Genomic DNA, 22,476 nt, shown 5'->3' on the forward strand with positions numbered 1-22,476 from the left:
AAGGGGGATCGGTGTCCGAAGAACCGGGCGGTGAACGTCTGATCGCCGGCCGCTACCGTCTGCTGTCCCCGCTCGGCGAGGGCGGCATGGGCACGGTGTGGCGGGCTCGTGACGAGGTGCTGCACCGTGAGGTCGCCGTGAAGGAGGTGCGGGCCCCGGCGGGGCTCGCGGTCTCGGACGTGGAGCGGATGTACGCGCGGCTGGAGCGCGAGGCCTGGGCCGCGGCCCGGGTCGCGAACCGGAACGTGGTGACGGTGTACGACGTGGCCGCGCAGGACGGCCGGCCGTGGATCGTCATGGAGCTGGTGCGGGGCATCTCGCTGGCCGAACTGCTGGACGCCGAGGGTCCGTTGGAGCCGGCGCGGGTCGCGCACATCGGGGCCGAGGTGCTGGCCGCGCTGCGGGCGGCGCACGAGGCCGGGGTGCTGCACCGGGACGTGAAGCCGGCCAACGTGCTGATGTCGAACGACGACCGGGTCGTGCTCACCGACTTCGGCATCGCCTCGGTCGAGGGCAGCTCCGCGATCACGATGACGGGCGAGGTCATCGGCTCCCCCGAGTTCCTCGCGCCGGAGCGCGCGCTCGGGCGTACGCCGGGGCCCGAGTCGGACCTGTGGTCGCTGGGTGTGCTGATGTACGCGGCGGTGGAGGGCAACTCCCCGTTCCGTCAGAACACGCCGCTGAGCACGCTGCGCGCGATCGTCGACGAGGAGTTGCCGCCGCAGCGCCGGGCGGGCCCGCTCGCCCCGGTGATCGAGGGGCTGCTGCGCAAGGAGCCGGGCGAGCGGCTGTCGGCCGCCGACGCCGAGCGGGATCTGAGGATCGTCGCCGCGGGCGGGTCCGTGCGGACCGGCGCCGTGCCGTCGGCCCCGTACCCGCCGACGGTCACCGGCGCGGCCGGGACGGCGCGCACGGACGCGTTCGCGCAGTCGGGGCGCACGGGCCGGATGCCGTCGCCGCAGCCTGCCCCGCCGTGGTCGGGCTCGGAGACGAGGCCGGAGACGACCGGCAGGACCGAGCGGGACGGCAACCGCCGTGCGGCCGGCGTCCTGATCGCCGGCGTCGTGGCGCTGGCGCTGGCGGTCTCGGGGCTGACGTACGCGCTGCTGAACAAGGACGACGGCAAGGACGACGCCGGTCAGGACGTCACGGTCAGCGAGCCGCAGGGGGTGACGCCGTCGGCGACGCCCGAGGCGAGCAGGACGCAGGAAAGCGAGCGCCCCTCGCCGAGTGCGAGCCCGAGTGCGAGCGTGAGCGAGAGCGCCACGAGTGAGGCGCCGGCCCAGTCCGTCACGGCGAACGTGACCGGCGCGCACACGGACTACACCGGTTCCTGTCCGCCGCCGGACGCCTCCGCCCCGGCCTTCGCCGTCACGCTCACGGTGGGGCGGCTGCCGGCGACGGTGACCTACCGCTGGGTGACGCGGGAGGGCGAGCTGTCCGGCCAGACGTGGAAGACGCTCGACTTCCCGTCGGGCGGCGGGAAGTCGAAGCAGGACAAGGTGGTCGTGTCGACGAACGCGGAGAGCGGGACGCAGCGCAACTCGATCGGCGTCGAGGTGCGCGGCCCGGTGAGCGCGACGTCGAACTACGTGCCGTTCTCGGTGACCTGCGAGACGGAGGCCCCGTCGAGCGGGACCTCCCCCTCGTCCTCACCTACCGAGTAGGGCCGTCGGCGGGCCCGGGGTCATCGGCGGGCCGTGGTCAGGCCGCGCCGTTCAGGACCGGCAGGTAGCCGCCCGACTGACCGGACGCGGTCGGGTGGTAGGACTCGCCGATGTTGAGCCAGTTGACGCTGTGCAGCCAGGAGCTGCCGGAGCAGATCTCGTGGCCGGTGAAAGTGGTGCGGACGTCGCCGAAGACGAAGCCGTGGGCGGCGGCACGCCTGGCGATGGCGGCGTCGAGGTGGTCGGCGGCGTTGTTGATGGCGGTGCGCTTGGTCTCCGACAGGCCCAGGCAGGTCGTGCCGAGTTTGTAGAAGCGGGGGTAACCGATGACGACCACGCGCGCGTTGGGCGCCTTGGAGCGGATCGCCGAGTAGACGCCGTCGAGCTTGCCGGGGAGCGTGGAGTCGACGTACGCGCGTGCGGTGTTGATCCGGGAGACGCAGCCGCTGTCGGAGCTCGTCACACACGTCGTCATGACGTCGGCGAATCCCGCGTCGTTGCCGCCGATGGTGATGGAGACCAGCCCGGTGGAGGCGCTGAGCGGGCCGAGCTGACCGGAGAGAACATCACCCGTACGAGCGCCCGAGCAAGCGGTGAACGCGAACGACGAGGGTGAATGGGCGGCGTTCCAGAGGTACGGGAACGCCTTGCTGCTGCGCTTGCAGGCGCCGCTGGAGCTGATGTAGGCACCGGCGCCGACACCGGAGGAGTAGGAGTCGCCGAGCGCCACGTAGCCGCCGGTTGCGGCGAGTTGGGACGCGTGGGCCGCGGTCGCCCCGGTGAGGGCGGCGCATGCGGCGAGGAGGAGCGAACTCAGGAGTACGACAAGTCGGGAACGTCTCATGGAACCTCCCTTTAGCAGGATCTCTGCCACAACCGTCGTAGCAACTACGCGTGTTGACGGGAAGTGTCCATGCCAAGCTTTTCAACCGGTAACACGATTGATCCGGGCAGGTTTATTGCGTGGCCATGTCAAATTTGTTGACGGCCCGTCAACCCCCTTGTTCTACGCCTGTAGATGGCACAGGCTTTGCCGCAAGCCGAGAGCGGAACGCCGCGACGCTCGACGCCGTGTGCGCGACTCCGCGCGCATCCCCCACAGACGCGCACCCCACCCAGGCGCGCGCCGCCTAGAGGAGGACTCCCTCGTAATGGCAGAACTTCGCAGCAACAAGGTCCGCATCGCCGCCGCAGCCGCCGTGGCGGCCGCCACCCTCGTCGGCGGGCTCACCGCGATACCCGCCCAGGCCGCACCGGCCGAGGGCAGGGTGCTGGCGGCCGGCTCCCCCACCGCCGTCAAGGACAGCTACATCGTCACGCTCAAGCAGGACGCGGGCTTCAAGGCGTCCTCCGCGACGGGCCGCGACCTCGTCGAGGAGTACGGCGGCACGGTCAAGAAGACGTTCGGCGCCGCGCTGAACGGCTACACCGCCACCCTCTCCGCCGCCGAGGCCCGCAGACTGGCCGCGGACCCGTCGGTCGCCGCCGTCGAGCAGGACCAGACGGTCCGGGTGGCCGACACCACGCAGTCGAGCGCGCCGTGGGGCCTGGACCGCATCGACCAGACCTCGCTGCCGCTGTCCACCACGTACACCTACCCGGACACCGCCGGCAGCGGCGTCACGGCGTACGTCATCGACACCGGCGTGCGCATCTCCCACACCCAGCTCACCGGCCGGGCCGTCAACGGCTACGACGCCGTCGAAGGCGACACCGTGGCGCAGGACGGCAACGGCCACGGCACCCACGTCGCCACCACGATCGCGGGCTCCACCTACGGCGTCGCCAAGAAGGCGAAGATCGTGGCGGTGCGCGTGCTCGACAACGCGGGCTCCGGCACCACGGCGGGCGTCATCGCCGGCATCGACTGGGTGACGGCCAACCACTCCGGCCCCTCGGTCGCCAACCTGTCGCTGGGCGGCGGCGCGTCCACCACCCTGGACGCGGCGGTGCGCCGGTCCATCGCCAGCGGCGTCACCTACGCCGTCGCCGCGGGCAACAGCTCCGCCAACGCCTCCTCGTACTCCCCGGCGCGCGTCACGGAGGCCATCACCGTCGGCGCCACCACGAGCACCGACGCCAGGGCCAGCTACTCCAACTACGGCTCGGTCCTGGACATCTTCGCCCCCGGCTCCTCCATCACGGCGGGCTGGTACACCAGCGACACCGCGACCAACACCATCTCGGGCACGTCGATGGCGACCCCGCACGTCGCGGGCGCGGCGGCGGTCTACCTGGCGGGCCACACCTCGGCCACCCCGGCCCAGGTCGCCACGGCGCTGGTCAACGGCTCCACCGCGGGCAAGGTGACCAGCCCGGGCACCGGTTCCCCGAACCGTCTGCTGAAGATCGTTCCCTGAGCAGGGCCGCTGAAGCGGCGGTGAGTTGACCCCGTTCCCCGGAGGCGAAGGCTGCCTCCGGGGAACGCTTGTGTCAGGTCCATGACTAACGAAGTCCGGGGCGGCCGGGGGACGACTCACTGTGTAACGGTCAAACGAACAAAAAGGTGAGGTTCTTTTCCAGGTCTTGCCATACGGGCGTATTCGTCAATACCGTCAGACATCTCACCCGCATCGGACCGTCAGCAAGCGGCTCTAGGGGAGGGCTCAAGGACCGCGATGGTCTCCGGCGCGGGGCGCGGCAGGGGGGTGCCGAGCTCGGTGAGCGCACTTGTCATCGGGCCGTGCCGCGCAGTCGGCTGCCATTCTTCTCCGGGGCCGACCAGCAATGCCAGCTCACCCGGCGTGCGGAGAAGTCCTCCGTGTGCCGTGTCGCGGGGCCGGGCGGAGAGGTCTTCCGTCATGCCGTGCGGCCGTGGGTGAGAACCAACCCCCCTTTCGAACCGGACGCGGATTCCGGGCCGCCCAGGGGCGGGCGGCCCACCGGACGAGAGGGACCAGACTCATGAGTTCCGTTCTTCAACCGGCGACACAGGGCCAGGATTTCGAGGCTCCGTCCACCGTCGGCAAGTACCGGCCCATCTCCTCTCACCTGGCCATCGCGCCGCCGGTGAGCGTGGTCATCCCCGCGATGAACGAGGCCGAGAACCTTCCGTACGTGTTCAAGACGCTGCCGGACTGGATCCACGAAGTGGTCCTGGTCGACGGCAACTCCACCGACGACACCGTGCGGGTCGCGCGCAACCTGTGGCCCGGCGTCAAGGTCGTCGGGCAGCAGGGTCGGGGCAAGGGCGACGCCCTGATCACCGGCTTCGAGGCGTGCAGCGGCGACATCATCGTCATGGTCGACGCGGACGGCTCGGCCGACGGCAACGAGATCGTGTCGTACGTCTCCGCGCTGGTCTCCGGCGCCGACTTCGCCAAGGGCTCCCGCTTCGCCAACGGCGGCGGCACCGACGACATGACCTTCATCCGCCGGCTCGGCAACCGGGTGCTGTGCGCGATCGTCAACCGCAAGTTCGGGGCCCGGTACACCGACCTGTGCTACGGCTACAACGCCTTCTGGCGGCACTGCCTCGACAAGATCGAGCTCGACTGCACCGGCTTCGAGGTCGAGACCCTGATGAACATCCGGGTCGTCAAGGCGGGACTCAAGGTGCAGGAGATCCCGAGCCACGAGTATCTGCGCATCCACGGCGTCAGCAATCTGCGCGCCGTGCGCGACGGGCTGCGGGTGCTGCGGGTCATCCTCAAGGAGCGGTCCAACCGGCGGGCGTTGCGCCGCGCGGCCCGCCGCTCGCCGATGCTCGACTCGCCCGTGCTCGACTCGCCCGTGCTCGACTCGCCCGTGCTCGACTCGGTCCGGGGGGAGGTGTCTTGAGCGGGCCCGCCATGTCGGTGGTCGTCTGCGCGTACACCGAGGACCGCTGGGAGGACATCCTCGCGGCGGTCGCCTCGGTGCGCGCGCAGAGCCGCCCGGCGCTGGAGACCCTGCTGGTCGTCGACCACAACCCGGCGCTACTCGACCGCCTGACGAAGGAGTACGGCGAGACCGGTGACGTGCGGGTGCTGCCCAACGCGGGCCCGCGCGGGCTGTCGGCCGGCCGCAACACCGGCATCGCGGCGGCGCGCGGCGAGGTCATCGCCTTCCTCGACGACGACGCCGTGGCCGAACGGGACTGGCTCCGCCGGTTCGCCGCCGGCTACGACGACCCGCGTGTGATGGCCGTCGGCGGCCGGACCCTGCCCGTCTGGGCCTCCGGCCGGCGGCCCGTCTGGTTCCCCGACGAGTTCGACTGGGTGGTGGGCTGCTCCTACCGGGGCGTGCCGCCCGGCCTGGTCCGGGTGCGCAACGTCCTCGGCGGCAACGCCTCGTTCCGGCGTACGGCGTTCGACCTCGCGGGCGGCTTCGCCACCGGGATCGGACGGGACGGCGACAAGCGTCCGCTGGGCGGGGAGGAGACGGAGCTGTGCATCCGGCTCAGCCGCGCCCTCCCTGACGCGATCCTGCTCATGGACGACCGCGCGGTGATCCACCACAAGGTGCCCGAGGCCCGCGAGCGCTTCGCCTACTTCCGCACCCGCACCTACGCCGAGGGGCTGTCCAAGGCCCTGGTCGCCCGCAGCGTCGGCGCGGAGAAGGGACTCGAATCCGAACGCCGGTACACCACCCGGGTGTTGCCGGCGGGAGTGGTCCGGGGCCTGCGCGACCGCCTCCGCTCCCGCCCCGGCGGCGCCCGCCGCGCCGCCACGATCGTCACCGGCGTCCTGACAGCGGCGAGCGGCTACGCGGTGGGCACGATAAGGGCCCACCGCAACAACACGAGATTCACAGCACCGCGGATCGCCCCCACACCGGACACGGCACCTGCGATCGGCCAAGCCACCGGGACACACCGCGAGGGCACCGGGGCGGACACACCGGACGCCCCGACTGCGGGCGGTCGCGCCGCCCGGGCGGGCGAGGGCGCCGGGCCGGATGCACCAGACGCCCCAGCTACGGGCAGTCGCGCCACCCGGGCGCACCGCGAGGGCGCGGTGGCACCCCGCGGTGCCGGGGTACCCGCAGCCCTCGCTCAGCCCGGCGCCGGGGTGGATCCGGTCGAGGCCTCGCAGGAGGTGGGCGGGTGACGGAGGCTCAGGTTCCGATCCTCATGTACCACGCGGTGTCGGCCGAACCGAACGACGCCACCCGCGCTCTCTCGGTCTCACCGGAGGCGTTCCGCGAGCAGCTGGCGCTGATCGCGGAGCGGGGCCTCACGCCGATGACCACCGCCGACCTGGCGGCGCGCTGGCGTTCGGGCAGCCCCCTGCCCGACCGTCCCGTGCTGATCACCTTCGACGACGGCTACGAGGGCGTGCACCGCCACGCCCTCCCCGCGCTGGCCGGACACGGCTTCCCCGCCACCCTGTTCGTGTCCACCGGCTGGATCCGGGGCGCTCACGACACCGGCGGCGGCCTGGACGCCATGCTCGACTGGCGGCAGGTGCGCGAACTGGCTGACGCCGGCGTCGAGATCGGCGGCCACAGCCACACCCACCCGCAGCTCGACCAGCTCGACGACACCGCGCTGCGCGCCGAGCTGACCCGCTGCCGGGACATCGTCGCCGCCGAGTCGGGCGCCCCGCCGGCGTCGTTCGCCTACCCGTACGGCTACTCCAGCCGACGAGTGCGGACGGCGGTACGGGAGCACGGCTTCGCCCAGGCGCTCGCCGTGGGCAACTCCCTCGCGCGGCGCGCCCAGGGGCCGTACGCCCTGCGCCGGGTGACCGTACGGCGCGGCACGGACGCCGAGGAGTTCGTACGGCTCCTCGACGGCCGGGCCGTCGCCCGCGTCTTCGCCCGGGACCGCGCCCTCACCAAGGGGTACGCGGTGGTGCGCCGAACCCGGCGGATCCGGCGCAGAGCGGCGGACGCCGTCTCGTGAACGGACGGTCCCGACGGCCGCTCGGGCCGTCGGGACCTCCGCGCGTGCGACCGGACGAATCCGACACACCGACGCGCAGCACGGAAACCGGGTGCACACGGGCCCCGCGTGCCGGATCATGGCCAGCATGTCCGCGCACCCACACGACGCTCTGCCGATCCGGCTCACCGTCGACGACTCCGACTCTCCGTCCGACGTCGTCGACGCGCTGTTCCTCGGCCGCTTCGCGACGGGCGAGCAGCCGTACTCGCACGCGGCGAACATCGACCGCGTGCGCTCCGGCGCCGACCTGATCCCGCCGGACGCACGCCTGCTGCGCGTCGCCCGCGACGACGACCGCAGCGCGACCCTCGCCGAGGGCGACGGCTGGACCCTGCTGGTCTCCCGCTGGAACCGGGGCGCCGACATCACGGTCACCGCGACCAGCCCCGAACTGGCCGCCAAGATCCTGAGCGAGGCCACGGAGGGCGCGGCCGACGAGCCCGAACCGCAGCCCGAGAACGTGACGATGGGCTTCTGGTACGTGTCCCCGCGCCGCGGCCCGCACCGCACGACGCGTCAGATCTCCGCGGGTACCTGGGACGAGGTGCGGCAGAACTACACCGCCCCGGTGGCCGACGCGATGGACCGCCTGATGACGACGACCCCGGAGGACATCGCCGGCCGGCTGCTGCTCCTGCACGGCCCGCCCGGCACCGGCAAGACCTCCGCGCTGCGCACCCTCGCCCGCTCCTGGCGGGACTGGTGCCAGGTGGACTGCGTCCTGGACCCGGAGCGGCTGTTCTCCGACGTCGGCTACCTGATGGACATCGCGATCGGCGAGGAGGACGGCCCCGGCAAGGGCCGCTGGCGGCTCCTGCTGCTGGAGGACTGCGACGAGCTGATCCGCGGCGAGGCCAAGCACACGGCGGGCCAGGCGCTGTCCCGGCTGCTGAACCTGACCGACGGCCTGCTCGGCCAGGGGCGCAACGTCCTGGTCGGCGTCACCACCAACGAGGACCTGGAGCGTCTGCACCCGGCCGTCGTCCGCCCCGGCCGCTGTCTGGCCCGGATCGAGGTCGGCGGGCTGACCCGCGCGGAGGCGGTGGCGTGGCTCGGCTCCGAGGAGGGCGTCGGCCGCGAGGGCTCGACCCTGGCGGAGCTGTACGCGCTGCGCCGGGGCACGTCCCCGACGTCGCTGCCGGAGCCGCGGGGCGGGGCGGACGCCGGGCTGTACCTCTAGCGCCCTGACGGACTCCGTGGGTGCCGCGTTCCGCGGGTGCTGTGACGGGTTGCGTGGTGCTTTGATGGAGTCATGGCCCTGCTCGTCGGCACGTCGGGGTGGCAGTACAAGGACTGGAGGGGCGTCCTGTACCCGCCCGACGTGCCCGTGCGGCGCTGGCTGGAGGAGTACGCGGCGCACTTCGCCACCGTCGAGATCAACAACGCGTTCTACCGGCTCCCGTCGCGGGAGACCTTCGCGTCCTGGGGCGAGCGCGTCCCGCCGGACTTCACGGTCGCGGTCAAGGCCAGCCGCTATCTCACGCACATAAAGCGGCTGAAGGACCCGGAGGAGCCGGTGCACCGCCTGATGAGCCACGCGGCCGGGCTCGGGGCGCGGCTCGGCCCGGTGCTCCTCCAGCTCCCGCCGAACCTGCGCTGCGACGCGGCGCTGCTGGACGCCTGTCTGGCCGGCTTCCCGTCCGGTACGCGCGTGGCGGTGGAGCCCCGGCACGACTCGTGGTGGACGCCGGCGGTCCGCGAGGTCCTGGAGTCCCGAGGCGCGGCCCTGTGCTGGGCCGACGTCCTGTCCCGCCCGGTCACCCCGCTGTGGCGGACGGCGGACTGGGGGTACGTCCGCTTCCACCAGGGCCGGGCGCACCCCTGGCCCCGGTACGGGCGACAGGCCCTGGAGACCTGGCTCGACCGCGTCGCGACGACCTGGCCCGCCGACGCGGACGTGTACGCGTACTTCAACAACGATCCGGGCGGAGCGGCGGTGCGCGACGCGGTGGCGTTCGGGAGGACGGCGCAACGAGCGGGCCTCACCCCGACCCGCGTCCCCGCCCCGGGCTCCCTCGTGGGCCGGTGAGCCCGGCGCACGCCCGATGGGCCCGACGCACGCCGGTGAACCCGGTGCCGGCCTCACTCCCCGTAAGCCGCCCGCAGGGCGTCCCGTACCGCCGCCGACGCCTCCTCCTCCGTGAGGCCCAGCCGGCGCGCCCGCTCCGCGTACGTCTGAGCGGCGGCGGCCAGTTCACGCGCCGCGGCTGAGCCCGCGGCGGCGACGAACGTGCCGTTGCGGCCCCGGGTCTCGATCACCCCGTCCGTCTCCAGCGCCCGGTACGCCTTGGCGACGGTGTTCGCCGCCAGCCCCAGGGACTCGGCGAGCCCCCGCACGGTCGGCAGCCGGTAGCCGACCGGCAGCGCGCCGGACCGCGCCTGCTCGGCGATCTGCGCCCGCACCTGCTCGTAGGGAGCGCCGCCCGCGGCGCCCTCAAGGATGTCGATCTTCAAGGTCACGGCCCGATTCTCCCGTACCGTCGGGAAAATGGGAGGCATGCCGAAGCGGCGGCCGCATAGCGTGCGGGCCATGACCGTCATCGTGCGTGATCTGCGTCCCGAGGTGCCCGCGGACGTCGAGGGCTTCGTCCGGGTGCGACGGCTCGCGCTGCCGTTCATGGTGTCCACCCCTCGGTCCGTGGTCCACGACCTCGTCCGTACCCATCCCGACGCCCGCTTCCGGCAGCTCGTCGCGGAGGAGGACGGCGAGATCATCGGCACGGCGCAGGTCGGCCTCGCCCATGAGAGCCCGGAGCCCGGGCGGGGCTTCGTCAACGTGTACGTGCATCCCGGGCGGACGCGCCGGGGCGCCGGCTCGCTGCTGACCCGCGTCGGCGAGGAGCACCTGAGCGCGCACGGCGCGACCCGGGTGTACGCCTGGGTCCTGGACGGGCCGGACAACCGCGGCTTCGCCGAGCGGCACGGCTACCGGGCGAGCCGCTCCGCCCACTTCCTCCGCCTCGACCTGGCGGACGGGACGCTGCCGCCGCTCCAGGCTCCCCCGCCCGGCGTCGAACTGCGCACCGCCGCCGACTTCGCCGACGATCCCCGCCCGCTGTTCGAGCTGGACGCGGAGACGACCGCCGACGAGCCGAGCGACGTCGGCGCCGAGATCACCGACTACGAGGCCTGGATCGAGGAGACCTGGCGGCACCCGCTCCTCGACACCGGCCTGAGCACGGTCGCCGTGGTGGACGGCCGTCCCGCCGCGTTCACCGCGGCCCGCACGGACGGCGCGACCCGCTACTCCAGCGGCATGACCGGCACCGCCCGCGCGTTCCGCGGCCGGGGCCTGGCCAAGCTGGCGAAGAACGACTCGCTGCACCGCGCCCGCGCGGCGGGCTACCGGGAGGCGTTCACCGGGAACGACAGCGGGAACGGGCCGATGCTCGCGATCAACGAGTGGTTCGGGTACGAGATCTGCGCGACGGAGGTCCGCCATGTCCGCACACTCGGCTGACGCCGTCGGCCACGGGGCCGCCGCCGTCGGTCACGGGGACGCCGTGGACGTCGTCCTGGTCAAGGCAGGCCGGACGAAGATCCGCTACCCGGCCGAGGTGCTGTCCGACGACGGTGTGCGGATCGCCGTCCGCGCCTCCTGGGCGGGCGAGGGCGTACGCGACTTCGGCTTCGTACGGTTCGAGCCGGGCGACGTCTTCACGGAGCACTACTGGCGTGACCGGTGGTACTCCGTGAAGGAGGTCCGCGACCCGTCCGGCGTCCTGAAGGGCTGGTACTGCGACATCACCCGCCCCGCGATGCTCACCGGCGCCGAGCTGGTCGTCGAGGACCTCGACCTGGACCTGTGGCGCTCCGCCGACGGCACCGACGTCCGCAGGCTGGACGAGGACGAGTTCGCGGAGAGCGGACTGGCCGAACGGGACCCCGAGGCCGCGGCGGCCGCCCTGGCGGCCCTGGCCGCGCTGGAGGCGTTCGCCGTGGTCGAGGGCGGTCTCCAGTCGCTGTTCACCTGAGGCGCACCCGCCACGGACACCCACGTCGTGTGACACCCGCCACTGACAGAACAGGCATCGATGAGTAACTCTCCGGAAAAGGGTCTACCTCCGTGGAATCGCGGAACCCGGTAGCTCCGAAGGAGGCAGCCATGCGCCGTACGACCGTGCAGAAGCCCCTGAAGAAGACGGACTCCCGCCGGCTCCGTGAAGAGGCGGACGAGCGCCCCGCCGGACGGCCCGAGGTGCGCAAGGACATCGCGCGCACCTGGTGGCCGGACGGCTGAGAGCGCGAGCGCGGCAGCCTCCTGTCTGAGCGCAGGCTCAGGGGTTCCTTAAGGCGGTCCTAAAGATCGCCAGGACCGTTCGCAAGCAGGGGTTTTCAGGGTTTCTTTGTTCCGGCACCCATCACCGCCGGTTCGAGGAGATCCACCATGTCCGCACGCCGTGAGGCCGCCGTCGTCGCCGTCCTGGGACTGACCCCGCTGGCCCTGACCGCGCTGTCCGCCTCCCCCGCGGTCGCGCACGGCTCGCTGGGCGACCCGGTGAGCCGGGTCGCCCAGTGCTACGCGGAGGGCCCCGAGAGCCCGAGGTCGGACGCCTGCGAGGCGGTTGTCGCGGCGGGCGGGACGCAGGCGCTGTACGACTGGAACGGCGTGCGCATCGGCGACGCGAACGGCCGCCATGAGCAGCTGATCCCCGACGGCAAGCTGTGCAGCGCGAACAACGAGGCGTTCAAGGGCCTCGACCTGGCCCGCGCCGACTGGCCGGCGACGAGCGTGCGCGGCGGCTCGTACACCTTCAAGTACCGCGTGACCGCTCCGCACAAGGGCGCCTTCACGGTGCACGTCACCAAGGCCGGCTACGACCCGGCACAGCCGCTCGCCTGGTCCGACCTGGACCTCGCGCGCCCGGTGGCGACGGCCGTGGACCCGGTGGCCGCGGGCGGCTTCTACACGTTCTCCGGCAGCCTGCCCGAGCGCTCGGGACGGCATGTGCTGTACGCGGTGTGGCAGCGCTCGGACAGCCCGGAGGCGTTCTACTCCTGCTCGGACGTCGTCTTCGGCGGGGGCGAAGGCGGGAGCGGGAGCGCGGGCGGATCCGCGCCGGCGCCGTCCGCTTCCGCGCCCTCCGAGGAGCAGATCGCGGACGGCGCGGACGGCGCGGACGAGTCGACGATCGAGCACGGCGGCCACGGCGGCCACGACGCCACGACCACCACGGACCCGACGCCAGGACCGGCCTCGGACACGCCCTCCGCGCCCTCCACGTCCGTCTCCTCCGCCACCCCGGCGGCGTCGGCGGCATCGGCGGCCGACAGGCCGAAGGCTGCCGGAGCCGACTCCCGCCCTGGTCAGAACCTCGCCGAGACCGGCGGCGACGGCAGCACCCCGTATCTCGCCGTCGGCGGGGCCGCCGTCCTGGCGCTGGGTGCGGCGGCGCTGTTCCTGTCGGTGCGGCGGCGCGCGGTCGGCGGCCGGCACGGCCGCTGACCGGACGGACTCCGGGGCCTGACCGGCGGCTCAGGTCGGTCAGGCCCCGGCAGAACGATCTGCGTCAGCAGACGGCCCGCGTCAGCTCAGGACGGACGCGCAGGTCGTGGGCGTGGCGCGGGCCGGGTCGAGCGCGTTGGCCACCTCGTGGAAGGCGATCCGGTCGGTCAGCCCGAGCAGCGCGTGCTCGGACAGGTCGAGCGCGCACAGGTCCTGGACGACGACGTTGTGCACGTTCGCGCCGCTCAGGAACTGCGACCGGTACGGCGTGACCACCTGGTCGTACCGGGTGGCGATGACCGTGTAGCGGACGCCGGGGACGGTGTCGCCGCCCGCGTTCAGCTTCGTCATGAACTCGGAGCCGACGATCTGCTGGGCGAGGGCGGGAGTGGCGGCGGTGAGGAGGTCCTCCGCGCCGGGGAAGTACGGCAGCAGGTGGGTGAGCCCGGCCAGGGTGGTGCCGTGGTTGTTGGGGGCGATGCCGACGAGGGCGTTCACCTTGGCGGCCCCGCCGAGGAACTTGAGGTAGTAGCGGGGCATCATGCCGCCCTGGGAGTGACCGACGATGTCGGCCTCGGCGGCGCCGGTCGCGGCGAGCACCCGGTCGACGTAGGCGGACAACTGCTCGGCCGACTTCTCGATGGGGCCGAGGGCGTGGAAGAAGGGGACGCCCGGCAACTGGCCGTAGTCGAGGGAGAAGACGCAGTAGCCCCGGTACGTCAGATACGGCGCGAGGGCGAGCCAGTTGTCGACGGAGTTGGCGAAGGTGCCGTGGACCAGGACGACGGGGCGGGGGTGGGCGGCGGAGGGCTCGCAGTCGTAGTCGTTCCAGCCGCCCCACGAAGAGGCGGCGGACGACGACTCGGAGGCGGTGGCGGCGGAGAGGGAGGTGGCGGGGGCGGCGGAGGTCGCGGGGGCGGTGGCGGTGAGGGCCGCGGTGGCCAGCAGCAGGGCGGCCAGGGGTCTGGCCAGGCGCTTCCAGGGCAGCATCGCGTGATCTCCTTGCGGCTCAAGGGAGGGTCGACGGCCTTACGCCTGTGATCCGGATCACGAGGATGCTGTTCACTTGTCAAGTTACGGGCGAGTAGGTGAAGTGAGAAGTTACGCGTCGGTAAAAACTTCCGGTGACAGTCGGTGTCCGTGCTGCTCCTGACGTTCCGTCACCAGGCGGGCCTGACGGGACCGTAGGGGGCGATGCGTCCCAAACGGTCGCGCAACACGCGCACTTCACTCTCGCCGAGCACATCGGACCACGCCCGCACCGCTTCCGCCGCGGCCTCCTCCGCCGCCCGGGTGCACGCCCACCCCCGCTCGGTGAGGACGACCAGCCGGGCGCGCGCGTCGTCGGGATGCGGCCCCCGCTCGACGTACCCCTTGCGCACCAGCTCGTCGACGAGCTGACTCGCCGCCTGCTTGGTGACGCCCAGATGGACGGCCAGCTCGGTGACCGTCGCCCCGTCCGGCGCGAGCCGGGTGAAGGCGAACCCGTAGGCGGGCCGCCCCTCGAACCCACGGGCCCGCACCCCTTCGTCGATGCGGCGCGTGAGGTCGCCGGCGACGGCGAGCAGGGCGGCGGACAGGGCGAGGGCTTCGGAGTTCTGCACGCCTGCATTGAAACACCCTTGACGATTTGGTCAAGCTGCTTGACCATAAGGTCCTGTCAGTCGGTCAAGCGGCTTGACCAAATCCACTGAGCGAGGAGTCCTCCATGCCCGTCGTCCGCTCCGCCGACGCCGTCACCCACGAGATCCACGGCGCCCGCTTCGTCTCGTACGCCACCCCGCTCACCGGCAGCAGGGAACTGGCCGCCTGGCGGGGCGAGATCCCGCCGGGGACGAAGGCGCCGGCGCACACCGTCAGCCGGGAGGAGATCTTCCATCTCCTCGTCGGCGAGCTGGACGTCACGCTCGACGGCCGCACCGAGCGGATCACGGCGGGCGACACGCTGATCGTCCACGCCGGCGCCACCCTGGGCCTGACGAACCCGACCGGGCACACCGCGCTGACCTGGGTCACCACCTCCCTCGGTCTGGAGGCGGTGCTGGCCGACGGCACCCGGATCACGCCCCCGTGGGCCAACTGAGCCTGTCCTTGTGCCAAGTGGGCCGCCCGGCACCGGGGTCGCTCAGGCCGCCAGTCCCCCGGGCATCACCGCCCTCGGCCCGAACTTCGCCCGCGCACGGTCGGCGACCTCCTCGATACGGCGGGCCTTCTCGTCGACGGGGTCGAAGGTGAGCTGGCGGGAGGCCCGGCCGGCGGGGCCGAGCCCCTCGGCGCGCAGGGCGATCGCGCGGACCCGGGCGCGTTGCAGGCCGAGCGCCTCGTAGAGGGAGTACGCCGTCCTCGTCAGGTCGGCGGAGTGCGCGGTCGGCTCCCCCAGGGTGCGGCTGCGGGCGGTGGACGACCGGTCGGCGTAACGGACGGTGAGGGTCAGGGTGCGGCAGACCTTCTCCAGGGCGCGCAGCCGGGCGCCCAGTTCCTCGGCGGCCGACAGGAGCGCCCTGCGGTGCCGGACCGGGTCCAACTCGTCGCGCGGGAAGGGGCGTTCGGTGGCCAGGGACAGGGAGACCGCGTTCGGGACGACCCGGCCGCGGTCGACGCCGTTCGCCTTCTCGTGCAGTTCCCGGCCCGCCTTCGCGCCGACCAGGCGCTGGAGCGTGGACAGGGGCGCGGCGGCGACCCGGCCGAGGGTGTCGAGGCCGTACTCGCACAGGGTGCGGGCGGTGGCGGCGCCGACGCCGGGGAGCACGGCGACGGGCTTCCCGGCGAGGAACTCCCGTACCGCGCCTTCGGGATCGTCGGGATCCTCGGGCACGGCGCAGGTCGCCCCGGGCCGGGCGTCCCGCAGCGCCACACGGGCGAGCGTCGGGCCCGGTCCGGCGCCGATCACGCAGTCGACGCCGTGCAGCGCGAGGGCGCGGACCCGGATCACCGAGGCCAGTTCGACCGCGCCGCGGCCGAAGTAGCGTTCGGCGCCCCGCAGATCGGCCAGCGCCCCGTCCGGCGGCAGCGCCTCGACGACCGGGGTGAACTCCTCCAGCAGGGCGAGCAGTTCAGGAAACGCCACCTCATGTGCCGACGGCGGACGGAAACGTACGCAGAGGATGGTCATCCCGCACTCCCCGGACTCTGGTGCCACAACTTCCTTCCCACCGCGGGCCCTTCGCCCGCGGGGCGCAGATCGGCCCAGGGGTGCATCTCGTACCCCGTGGGCATGCGGATGTGCCGCCGCTCCATCGCGTCCTGGGCCGCGGAACCGGCCGGCGCGGGCAGCCCGTCCGAACCGGCGAGCCGTCTGCGCGCCGGTCCGTCGGCGTCGCCCGGCGAGTCCCCCTCGCCGTCCGAGGGCGCGGGGAGGGCCGGTTCGGCCAGCCGGGCCGCGACCCCTTCGAGGCCCTCCTCGCGCCGCACCTCCAGCAGTTCGGCCAGGTTCCAGGCGACGGCGCCCACCACGCTGAGGCTGCGCGGGCCGCGCCGCTGCACCACCCCGCGCACCAGCAGCAGCCAGGAGTGGAAGACGGTGTGGGCGCAGGCGTCGTGGGAGTCGTCGAAGAAGGCGAGGTCGACCAGGCCGGTGCCGTCGTCCAGGGTGCTGAAGATGACGCGTTTGCCGGAACGGATCGGCGGGGTCTGGGTGGCCGCCTTGGTGCCCGCCACCAGCACCGTCTCCCCGTGCCGCGTCTCGCGCAGCCGCCGGGCCGAGACCACGCCCAGCTCGCGCAGGAACTCCCGGTGGTCGTCCATCAGGTTGCGCGAGGCGTCCATGGACAGCACGCCCAGCTCGGCGCTGAGCCGCTCCGCCGAGGTGAGGTCGGGCAGCCCGGCCGGAGCCGTCTTCCGCCCTCCGGCCAGCGGGAGTTGGCCGCCGCCCGCGCCGCGGGACCCCCGGTGCAGCTCGGTCAAGTGCAGTCGCAGGTCGCGTCGGTTGGCCCCGAACTCGTCCAACGCGCCTACTTGAGCGAGGCGTTGGGCTAGCGGGCGGCTCGGGCGGGCCCGTTCCCAGAAGTCGAGCAGTGAGGCGTAGGGCTGTCCGTCCGCGATCCGCCTCGCCTCGGCCTCGCTGATGTTGTGCACATCGGAGAGGGCGAGCCGAAGCCCCCACGCACCGACCCCGGAGGCGGCCCCGGACGGTGATTCAGACACCAGTTCGATACGGTGGGCGACCCCCGACCGGTTCACGTCCAACGGCAGGACCGGCACCCCCCGCCGCCGCGCGTCCGCCAGCAGCAGCCGCTTGGGGTACATCCCGGGGTCGTGGGTGAGCAGCCCCGCGTAGAAGGCGGCCGGGTGGTGCGCCTTCAGCCACGCCGACTGGTACGTCGGCACGGCGAAGGCGACCGCGTGCGCCTTGCAGAAGCCGTACGAGCCGAAGGCCTCGACGATCTCCCAGGTGCGCTGAATCGTTTCCGCGCTGTATCCCCTCGCCGCCGCGTGCTGGGCGAACCACACCTTGATCCGCCCCTGCGACTCCGGGTCCGACAGCCCGCGCCGCACCCGGTCCGCCTCGCCGCGCCCGCAGCCGGTCAGGACGGCGACGATGTCGATGACCTGCTCGTGGAAGACGACGACCCCGTAGGTGCCCTTCAGCGCCTCCTCCAGGTCCGGGTGCGGGTAGCGCACCGGCGCGCGCCCGTGCCGGGCCTCGATGAACGGCCGCACCATGTCGGCGGCGACCGGGCCGGGCCGGAACAGCGAGATGTCGACGACCAGGTCGTGGAAGCCGGCCGGCTGGAGCCGCCCGACCAGGTCCCGCTGGCCCGGCGACTCGATCTGGAAGCAGCCGAGCGTCTCGGTGGACCGGATGAGCCGGTACGTCCGCGGGTCCCCTTCCGGGAGCGAGTCCAGGTCGATCCGCTCCCCTGTCGCCCGCGCCACCTCCGCGACCGCGTGCGCCATCGCCGACTGCATCCGCACGCCGAGCACGTCGAGCTTGAGCAGCCCGAGATCCTCGACGTCCTCCTTGTCGAACTGGGACATGGGGAAGCCCTCGCCGCTGGTCGGCATGACCGGCGTGCGGGAGAGCAGGGAGGCGTCGGACAGGAGCACTCCGCAGGGGTGCATGGCGACGCCGCGCGGGAGGGCGTCGAGGGACTCGACCAGCTCCCACAGCCTTCCGTACTTCTCCCGTTCCCCGGCGAGCGCCTTCAGCTCGGGCAGCTCGTCCAGCGCCGCGCGGGCGTCGCGCGCGCGGATGTGCGGGAAGGACTTGGCGAGGCGGTCGATGTCGGCGGGGTCCATGGACAGGGCCGCGCCGACGTCCCGGATCGCGTGCCGGACCCGGTAGGTCTCCGGCATCGCGACCGTCGCGACGCGCTCGGCGCCGAACCGGCCGATGATCGCGCGGTAGACCTCCAGACGGCGCGCGGACTCCACGTCGACGTCGATGTCGGGCAGCACGACCCGCTCCTTCGACAGGAAGCGCTCCATCAGCAGCCCGTGCTCGATCGGGTCGGCGTGCGCGATGCCGAGGAGGTGGTTGACGAGCGAGCCCGCCCCGGAGCCGCGCGCGGCGACCCGGATGCCCATCTCCCGTACGTCGTCCACGACTTGAGCGACCGTCAGGAAGTAGGAGGCGAAGCCGTGGTGGGCGATGACGTCCAGCTCGTGGTGCATCCGCTCCCAGTACGCGCGCCGCCCGTCGTAGCCGCGCAGCACCATCCCCGCCGCCGCCCGCGAGGCCAGGGTCCGCTGGGCGGTGCGGCGGCCGGCCCCGACGAGGTGCGGCTCGGGGAAGTGGACGGCGCCGATGCCGAGGTCGTCCTCGGGGTCGACCAGGCACTCGGCGGCCGTGGCCCGGGTCTGCTCCAGCAGACGGTGGGCGGTGTCGCGCCGGAAGCCGGCGGCCTCCACGATCCGCTCGGCGGCCCGCAGCATGGCGTCCGGCCCCTTCAGCCAGGCCTCCCCCGAGTCCAGTTCCCCGGTCGGGTCGATCGGCACCAGCCGGCGGGCGGCGTCCAGGACGTCGGCGACCGGGCCCTGGCCGGGGTCGGCGTAGCGGACGGCGTTGCTGAGCACCGGGCGGATCCGCTGTTCGGCGGCGAAGCCGACGGTGCGGGCGGCCAGGCGCAGCGAGCCGGGTCCCGTGCCGGTGCGGCCGTGCCAGACGGCCTCCAGGCGCAGGGCGTCGCCGTAAATCTCCCGCCAGGGGACGAGGAGCCTGGCCGCGCGGTCGGGGCGGCCCGCGGCGAGGGCGCGGCCGACGTCGGAGGCGGGGCCGAGCAGGACGGTCAGGCCGTCTCCACCGTTGTCCGCCCAGGGCAGCAGCGGGGAGCCCTCCCCCGCGTGGGCGGCCGTGACGAGCCGGCACAGGTCGGCCCAGCCCCGGGCGCCGTCGCGGGCGAGGAAGGTGACGCGGGGGCCCGACTCGTCGAGGAAGGCGCCGCCGCGCACGGGGGTGCGGCGCCTCTCCCCTCGTGCGGGCCCTTCCTTCCGTACGGGCTCGGGTCCCGCCACCGCCAGGTCGGCGCCGAACAGCGGGCGCACACCGGCCTTGGCGCAGGCCTTGGCGAAGCGGACCGCCCCGGCGAGGGTGTCGCGGTCGGTGAGAGCGAGGGCGTCCATGCCCCGCTCGAAGGCACGCTCGGCCAGCCGCTCCGGATGGGAGGCCCCGTACCTCAGGGAGAACCCGGAGACGGTGCGCAGATGCGAGAACCCCGGCACACGCACCTCCCGCACTCGTGAGCCCACACCGACTCTCGAACATCTGTTCCCTAACCCCTCACCCCCACCATAGACCAATTCCCGAACATCTGTACGACTGCCGTCCGAGCGCCCCTCACCTGCGAAAACGCACCGGGAACACGCAGAAGGCCCCGCCCCCTCGTGCTCGGGGCGGGACCTCGGTGGGTTCGGAGGGTGGGCGGGCGGGTCAGCCGATCTGGGCGCCTGTCGCCGAGAGCGCCTCCGTCACCGGCTGGAAGAACGTCTCCCCGCCGGAGGTGCAGTCGCCGCTGCCGCCGGAGGTGAGGCCGATCGCGCTGCTGCCGGAGAAGAGGGAGCCGCCGCTGTCGCCGGGCTCGGCGCAGACGTCGGTCTGGACGAGGCCGCTGACGACATCGCCGTTGCCGTAGTTCACGGTGGCGTCCAGGCCGGTGACCGTGCCGGAGTGCACCTGGGTCGTCGAGCCGCTGCGGGTGACCCGCATGCCGACGGTGGCCTCGGCGGCGCCGGTGATCGACTGCGTCGAGCCGTTGTAGAGGTTCACCTCGCTCGGGTGCTCGACGTCGGCGGTGTACTTGACCAGGCCGTAGTCGTCGCCGGGGAAGCTGGAGGTCTCGTTCGCGCCGATCCGCGTGCCGGAGGAGTCCGACCAGGTGGTGATGGACTCGGTGCAGTGACCGGCGGTCAGGAAGTACGGCTCGCCGCCCTTGACCACGTTGAAGCCGAGCGAGCAGCGCCCGCTGCCGCCGGTGATGGTGTCGCCGCCCGCGATGAAGGGCTTGAACTCCCCCTTGGTGCGCTGGAGTTCCACCGTGGCGCCGAGACCGTCGGCGACCTCGGCGAGCTTGGCCCACTCGGCGGCGGAGACCGTGCGGTCGGCGGTGACGACGACCTTGTTGGCGGTCGGGTCGGTGACCCAGGAAGTGCCGGGGATGGTGGCGTCCTTCGTGAGCGCCGTGCGGGCGCTCCTCAGCTCGGCGAGGGAGTTCTCCACCAGTCTGGCCTTCGCGCCGGCCGCCTCGACGGTCTTGGCGGCGGCCTCGTCGAGCACGTTCACCACGAGGCTCTTGGTCTTCGCGTCGTAGTAGGTGCCCGCCGCGTCGGCGCCGAGGTCCTGGCCGAGGGTCGAGGCGAGCTTCCCGGCCGCGAGGGCGCTCAGCAGCCGGGGCTGCGAAGTGGGCGCGGGCTCACTGGCGTTCGCGGTCTGGAAGGTGACTCCCGCGGCGACGAGGGCGGCCACGCCCGCTCCCGCCATGACGGCCCGTCGCCCGGGTATGCGTCGATGCTTCAACTCGTGTCCTCCTGTGGGGGGTCGGCCCGCACGGTTGTGGGGACCGCCGCGGACCGGAAGGCTTGGTCGACGACCGCCCACTCTTCCCAACCCCACAGGGAGCACACAAGGTCGACTTCCGGAAGCGCACACGGTGACCACCGCGCGCCCTCCGCTTCTTCACCACCCGGGCACAAGCACGCATGTCCGAGCCCCCGCACGCGATCGCGCGTGCGGGGGCTCGTCCGCTGCCGCCTGTCGTGGGGCGCCGCCGTACTAGAAGACGCTGACGCCGTAGGCGTTCAGGGCCTCCACCACGGGCTGGAAGAACGTCGTGCCACCGGAGGTGCAGTTGCCGCTGCCGCCGGAGGTCAGACCGTAGGCCACGCCGTTGCTGCCGTAGAGCGAGCCGCCGGAGTCACCGGGCTCGGCGCAGACGTTGGTCTGGATCATGCCGTAGACGACGTCGCCGCCGCCGTAGTTGACGGTCGCGTTGAGCGCGGTCACGCGTCCGCTGTGGGTGCCCGTGGTCGAGCCGTCGCGGTAGACGGTGGTGCCCACGGTCGGGTTGGCCGCACGGGTGATGTCGACGCCGCCGGCGGTGCCCGCCTTGGCGATCGAGGTGTTGGTGTAGCGGACGATGCCGTAGTCGTTCGTCGGGAAGCTGGAGCCCGACGTCGGACCGAGCACCGTGGTGCGGCCGGAGTTGGAGTACCACGTGCCCGCGCCGTCGGTGCAGTGACCGGCGGTCAGGAAGTAGTAGTTCCCCGCGCTGTCACGGACGTTGAAGCCCAGGGAACAGCGCCAGCTACTCGCATAGATCGCGTCGCCGCCCTGGATGTACTTCTGGAACTTGCCGTCGGTGCGCTTGATCGTCAGGGCGTCCGCGTTGGCGCCGGCCTGCTCCTTGATCTTCGCGATCTCGGCCTGCGACACCGTACTGTCGGCGGTGACGACGACCCGGTTGGTCTTGGCGTCGACCGTCCAGGCGGTGCCCGGGATGTCGGCCTTGAGCACCGCGCCGCTGGCGCTGCCGAGTTCGGCGGCGCTGAAGGGGGTGACGTCCGCCGCGCTCGCGTGGGGAATCGCGATGGCGGCCGCGGCCACGAACCCGGTGGCGACGGCGGTCAGCCGGGTCCGTCTGGTGATGCCGCTGGTGGGGGTGGTGCGCTTGATCCTCACGTTTCGTTCCCTCCCAGGGGAAGTCGGGGGCCCGCGTGGGGGTCGGGGCCCGTGAGGCGCAGTCGAGGACGCCCACATGTCCGAAATTCGGACAGGTAATGCCCCTGACAAGCGCTGTGGGGGAGTATTCGGCCGAACGGACGGTCGGCGCAAGGGCGCCTTTCGGCCGTCAACCTTTGAACCGACTGTGGGAGTTGGGCCCCCGTTGGGCCCCGTTGCGCCCCCTTGTCCCGCCTCGGACCGGGTTGCGCTTCCCCGCCCCGGTCGCCGCAGAGCACGGCCGCGCGGCGAGCCGTCGTACCGCACGCTCACTCGAAGCCCCGCGAGCGGCTCTCCGTCGGCGGCGAGCCCGTCGGCGTCGGTCGCGGTCGGCGTCACCCCT

The 22,476-nt window shown here is 72.8% G+C and carries 19 protein-coding genes and 1 pseudogene; 12 read left to right on the forward strand and 8 right to left on the reverse strand.

What is annotated here, in order from left to right:
- Positions 1-11: 11 nt before the first annotated feature.
- Positions 12-1,667 carry a serine/threonine-protein kinase gene (locus tag ACFYX4_RS20830; RefSeq protein ID WP_389335020.1) on the forward strand — a complete coding sequence of 552 codons (1,656 nt, stop codon included), beginning with the start codon at positions 12-14 and terminating at the stop codon, positions 1,665-1,667.
- Positions 1,668-1,704: 37 nt separating this feature from the next.
- On the opposite strand, the gene ACFYX4_RS20835 is transcribed toward ACFYX4_RS20830, so the two are convergent.
- On the reverse strand, positions 1,705-2,511 hold the full coding sequence (locus ACFYX4_RS20835; RefSeq protein ID WP_389335023.1) for an SGNH/GDSL hydrolase family protein: 807 nt from the start codon (positions 2,509-2,511) through the stop codon (positions 1,705-1,707).
- A 307-nt stretch (positions 2,512-2,818) separates the two neighbouring features.
- Here ACFYX4_RS20835 and ACFYX4_RS20840 point away from each other — a divergent pair, with 307 nt between their 5' ends.
- From ACFYX4_RS20840 to ACFYX4_RS20865, 6 genes and pseudogenes are all read left to right on the forward strand, one after another.
- Positions 2,819-4,027, forward strand: coding sequence for a S8 family peptidase (locus ACFYX4_RS20840; RefSeq protein ID WP_389335026.1), 1,209 nt, complete (start codon positions 2,819-2,821; stop codon positions 4,025-4,027).
- A gap of 544 nt (positions 4,028-4,571) precedes the next feature.
- On the forward strand, positions 4,572-5,447 hold the full coding sequence (locus tag ACFYX4_RS20845) for a glycosyltransferase family 2 protein (protein WP_389335029.1): 876 nt from the start codon (positions 4,572-4,574) through the stop codon (positions 5,445-5,447).
- Positions 5,444-6,412: pseudogene (locus tag ACFYX4_RS20850) on the forward strand (glycosyltransferase family 2 protein); the annotation flags it as partial. The gene ACFYX4_RS20845 and the pseudogene ACFYX4_RS20850, both read left to right, overlap by 4 nt.
- A 281-nt stretch (positions 6,413-6,693) precedes the next feature.
- A complete protein-coding gene (locus ACFYX4_RS20855; RefSeq protein ID WP_389335032.1) occupies positions 6,694-7,494 on the forward strand; it encodes a polysaccharide deacetylase family protein in 801 nt (266 codons plus the stop codon).
- Between the two features lie 127 nt (positions 7,495-7,621).
- Complete coding sequence (locus ACFYX4_RS20860; protein ID WP_389335035.1) at positions 7,622-8,716, forward strand: DUF5925 domain-containing protein; 1,095 nt, start codon at positions 7,622-7,624, stop codon at positions 8,714-8,716.
- Between the two features lie 72 nt (positions 8,717-8,788).
- Positions 8,789-9,565 (forward strand): DUF72 domain-containing protein, encoded by a 777-nt coding sequence (locus ACFYX4_RS20865; RefSeq protein ID WP_389335038.1) that lies wholly within the window; start codon positions 8,789-8,791, stop codon positions 9,563-9,565.
- A gap of 53 nt (positions 9,566-9,618) precedes the next feature.
- Here the strand turns inward: ACFYX4_RS20865 and ACFYX4_RS20870 are convergent, their stop codons facing one another.
- Positions 9,619-9,996: a GntR family transcriptional regulator gene (locus tag ACFYX4_RS20870; RefSeq protein WP_389335041.1), complete on the reverse strand. Its 378-nt coding sequence runs from the start codon at positions 9,994-9,996 to the stop codon at positions 9,619-9,621.
- Positions 9,997-10,066: 70 nt separating this feature from the next.
- On the opposite strand from ACFYX4_RS20870, the gene ACFYX4_RS20875 reads away from it, so the two are divergent.
- From ACFYX4_RS20875 to ACFYX4_RS20890, 4 genes are all read left to right on the forward strand, one after another.
- The gene (locus tag ACFYX4_RS20875; protein ID WP_389335044.1) at positions 10,067-10,996 is read left to right on the forward strand and encodes a GNAT family N-acetyltransferase; all 930 of its coding nucleotides are present in this window, start codon (positions 10,067-10,069) and stop codon (positions 10,994-10,996) included.
- Positions 10,977-11,510, forward strand: coding sequence for a DUF402 domain-containing protein (locus ACFYX4_RS20880; protein ID WP_389335047.1), 534 nt, complete (start codon positions 10,977-10,979; stop codon positions 11,508-11,510). Before ACFYX4_RS20875 ends, ACFYX4_RS20880 begins: the two co-directional genes overlap by 20 nt.
- Before the next feature lie 131 nt (positions 11,511-11,641).
- Complete coding sequence (locus ACFYX4_RS20885) at positions 11,642-11,776, forward strand: hypothetical protein (RefSeq protein ID WP_389335050.1); 135 nt, start codon at positions 11,642-11,644, stop codon at positions 11,774-11,776.
- A 147-nt stretch (positions 11,777-11,923) separates the two neighbouring features.
- Positions 11,924-12,982 (forward strand): lytic polysaccharide monooxygenase, encoded by a 1,059-nt coding sequence (locus ACFYX4_RS20890; protein WP_389335053.1) that lies wholly within the window; start codon positions 11,924-11,926, stop codon positions 12,980-12,982.
- Positions 12,983-13,063: 81 nt separating this feature from the next.
- Here ACFYX4_RS20890 and ACFYX4_RS20895 read toward each other — a convergent pair whose 3' ends face one another.
- Positions 13,064-13,972 carry an esterase/lipase family protein gene (locus ACFYX4_RS20895; RefSeq protein WP_389335056.1) on the reverse strand — a complete coding sequence of 303 codons (909 nt, stop codon included), beginning with the start codon at positions 13,970-13,972 and terminating at the stop codon, positions 13,064-13,066.
- A 170-nt stretch (positions 13,973-14,142) separates the two neighbouring features.
- Positions 14,143-14,586, reverse strand: coding sequence for a MarR family winged helix-turn-helix transcriptional regulator (locus ACFYX4_RS20900; RefSeq protein ID WP_389335058.1), 444 nt, complete (start codon positions 14,584-14,586; stop codon positions 14,143-14,145).
- A gap of 104 nt (positions 14,587-14,690) precedes the next feature.
- On the opposite strand from ACFYX4_RS20900, the gene ACFYX4_RS20905 reads away from it, so the two are divergent.
- Complete coding sequence (locus tag ACFYX4_RS20905; protein ID WP_389335061.1) at positions 14,691-15,065, forward strand: cupin domain-containing protein; 375 nt, start codon at positions 14,691-14,693, stop codon at positions 15,063-15,065.
- 42 nt (positions 15,066-15,107) lie between these two features.
- On the opposite strand, the gene ACFYX4_RS20910 is transcribed toward ACFYX4_RS20905, so the two are convergent.
- From ACFYX4_RS20910 to ACFYX4_RS20925, 4 genes are all read right to left on the reverse strand, one after another.
- Positions 15,108-16,094: a hypothetical protein gene (locus tag ACFYX4_RS20910; protein WP_389335063.1), complete on the reverse strand. Its 987-nt coding sequence runs from the start codon at positions 16,092-16,094 to the stop codon at positions 15,108-15,110.
- Positions 16,091-19,642 (reverse strand): DNA polymerase III subunit alpha, encoded by a 3,552-nt coding sequence (locus ACFYX4_RS20915; RefSeq protein WP_389335066.1) that lies wholly within the window; start codon positions 19,640-19,642, stop codon positions 16,091-16,093. Before ACFYX4_RS20915 ends, ACFYX4_RS20910 begins: the two co-directional genes overlap by 4 nt.
- Before the next feature lie 208 nt (positions 19,643-19,850).
- Positions 19,851-20,933, reverse strand: coding sequence for a S1 family peptidase (locus ACFYX4_RS20920; RefSeq protein WP_389335069.1), 1,083 nt, complete (start codon positions 20,931-20,933; stop codon positions 19,851-19,853).
- A 255-nt stretch (positions 20,934-21,188) separates the two neighbouring features.
- Positions 21,189-22,094 (reverse strand): S1 family peptidase, encoded by a 906-nt coding sequence (locus ACFYX4_RS20925; protein WP_389335072.1) that lies wholly within the window; start codon positions 22,092-22,094, stop codon positions 21,189-21,191.
- Between the last annotated feature and the right edge of the window lie 382 nt (positions 22,095-22,476).

This window comes from Streptomyces sp. NPDC002328, from assembly GCF_042890065.1.
Taxonomy (GTDB): Bacteria; Actinomycetota; Actinomycetes; order Streptomycetales; family Streptomycetaceae; genus Streptomyces.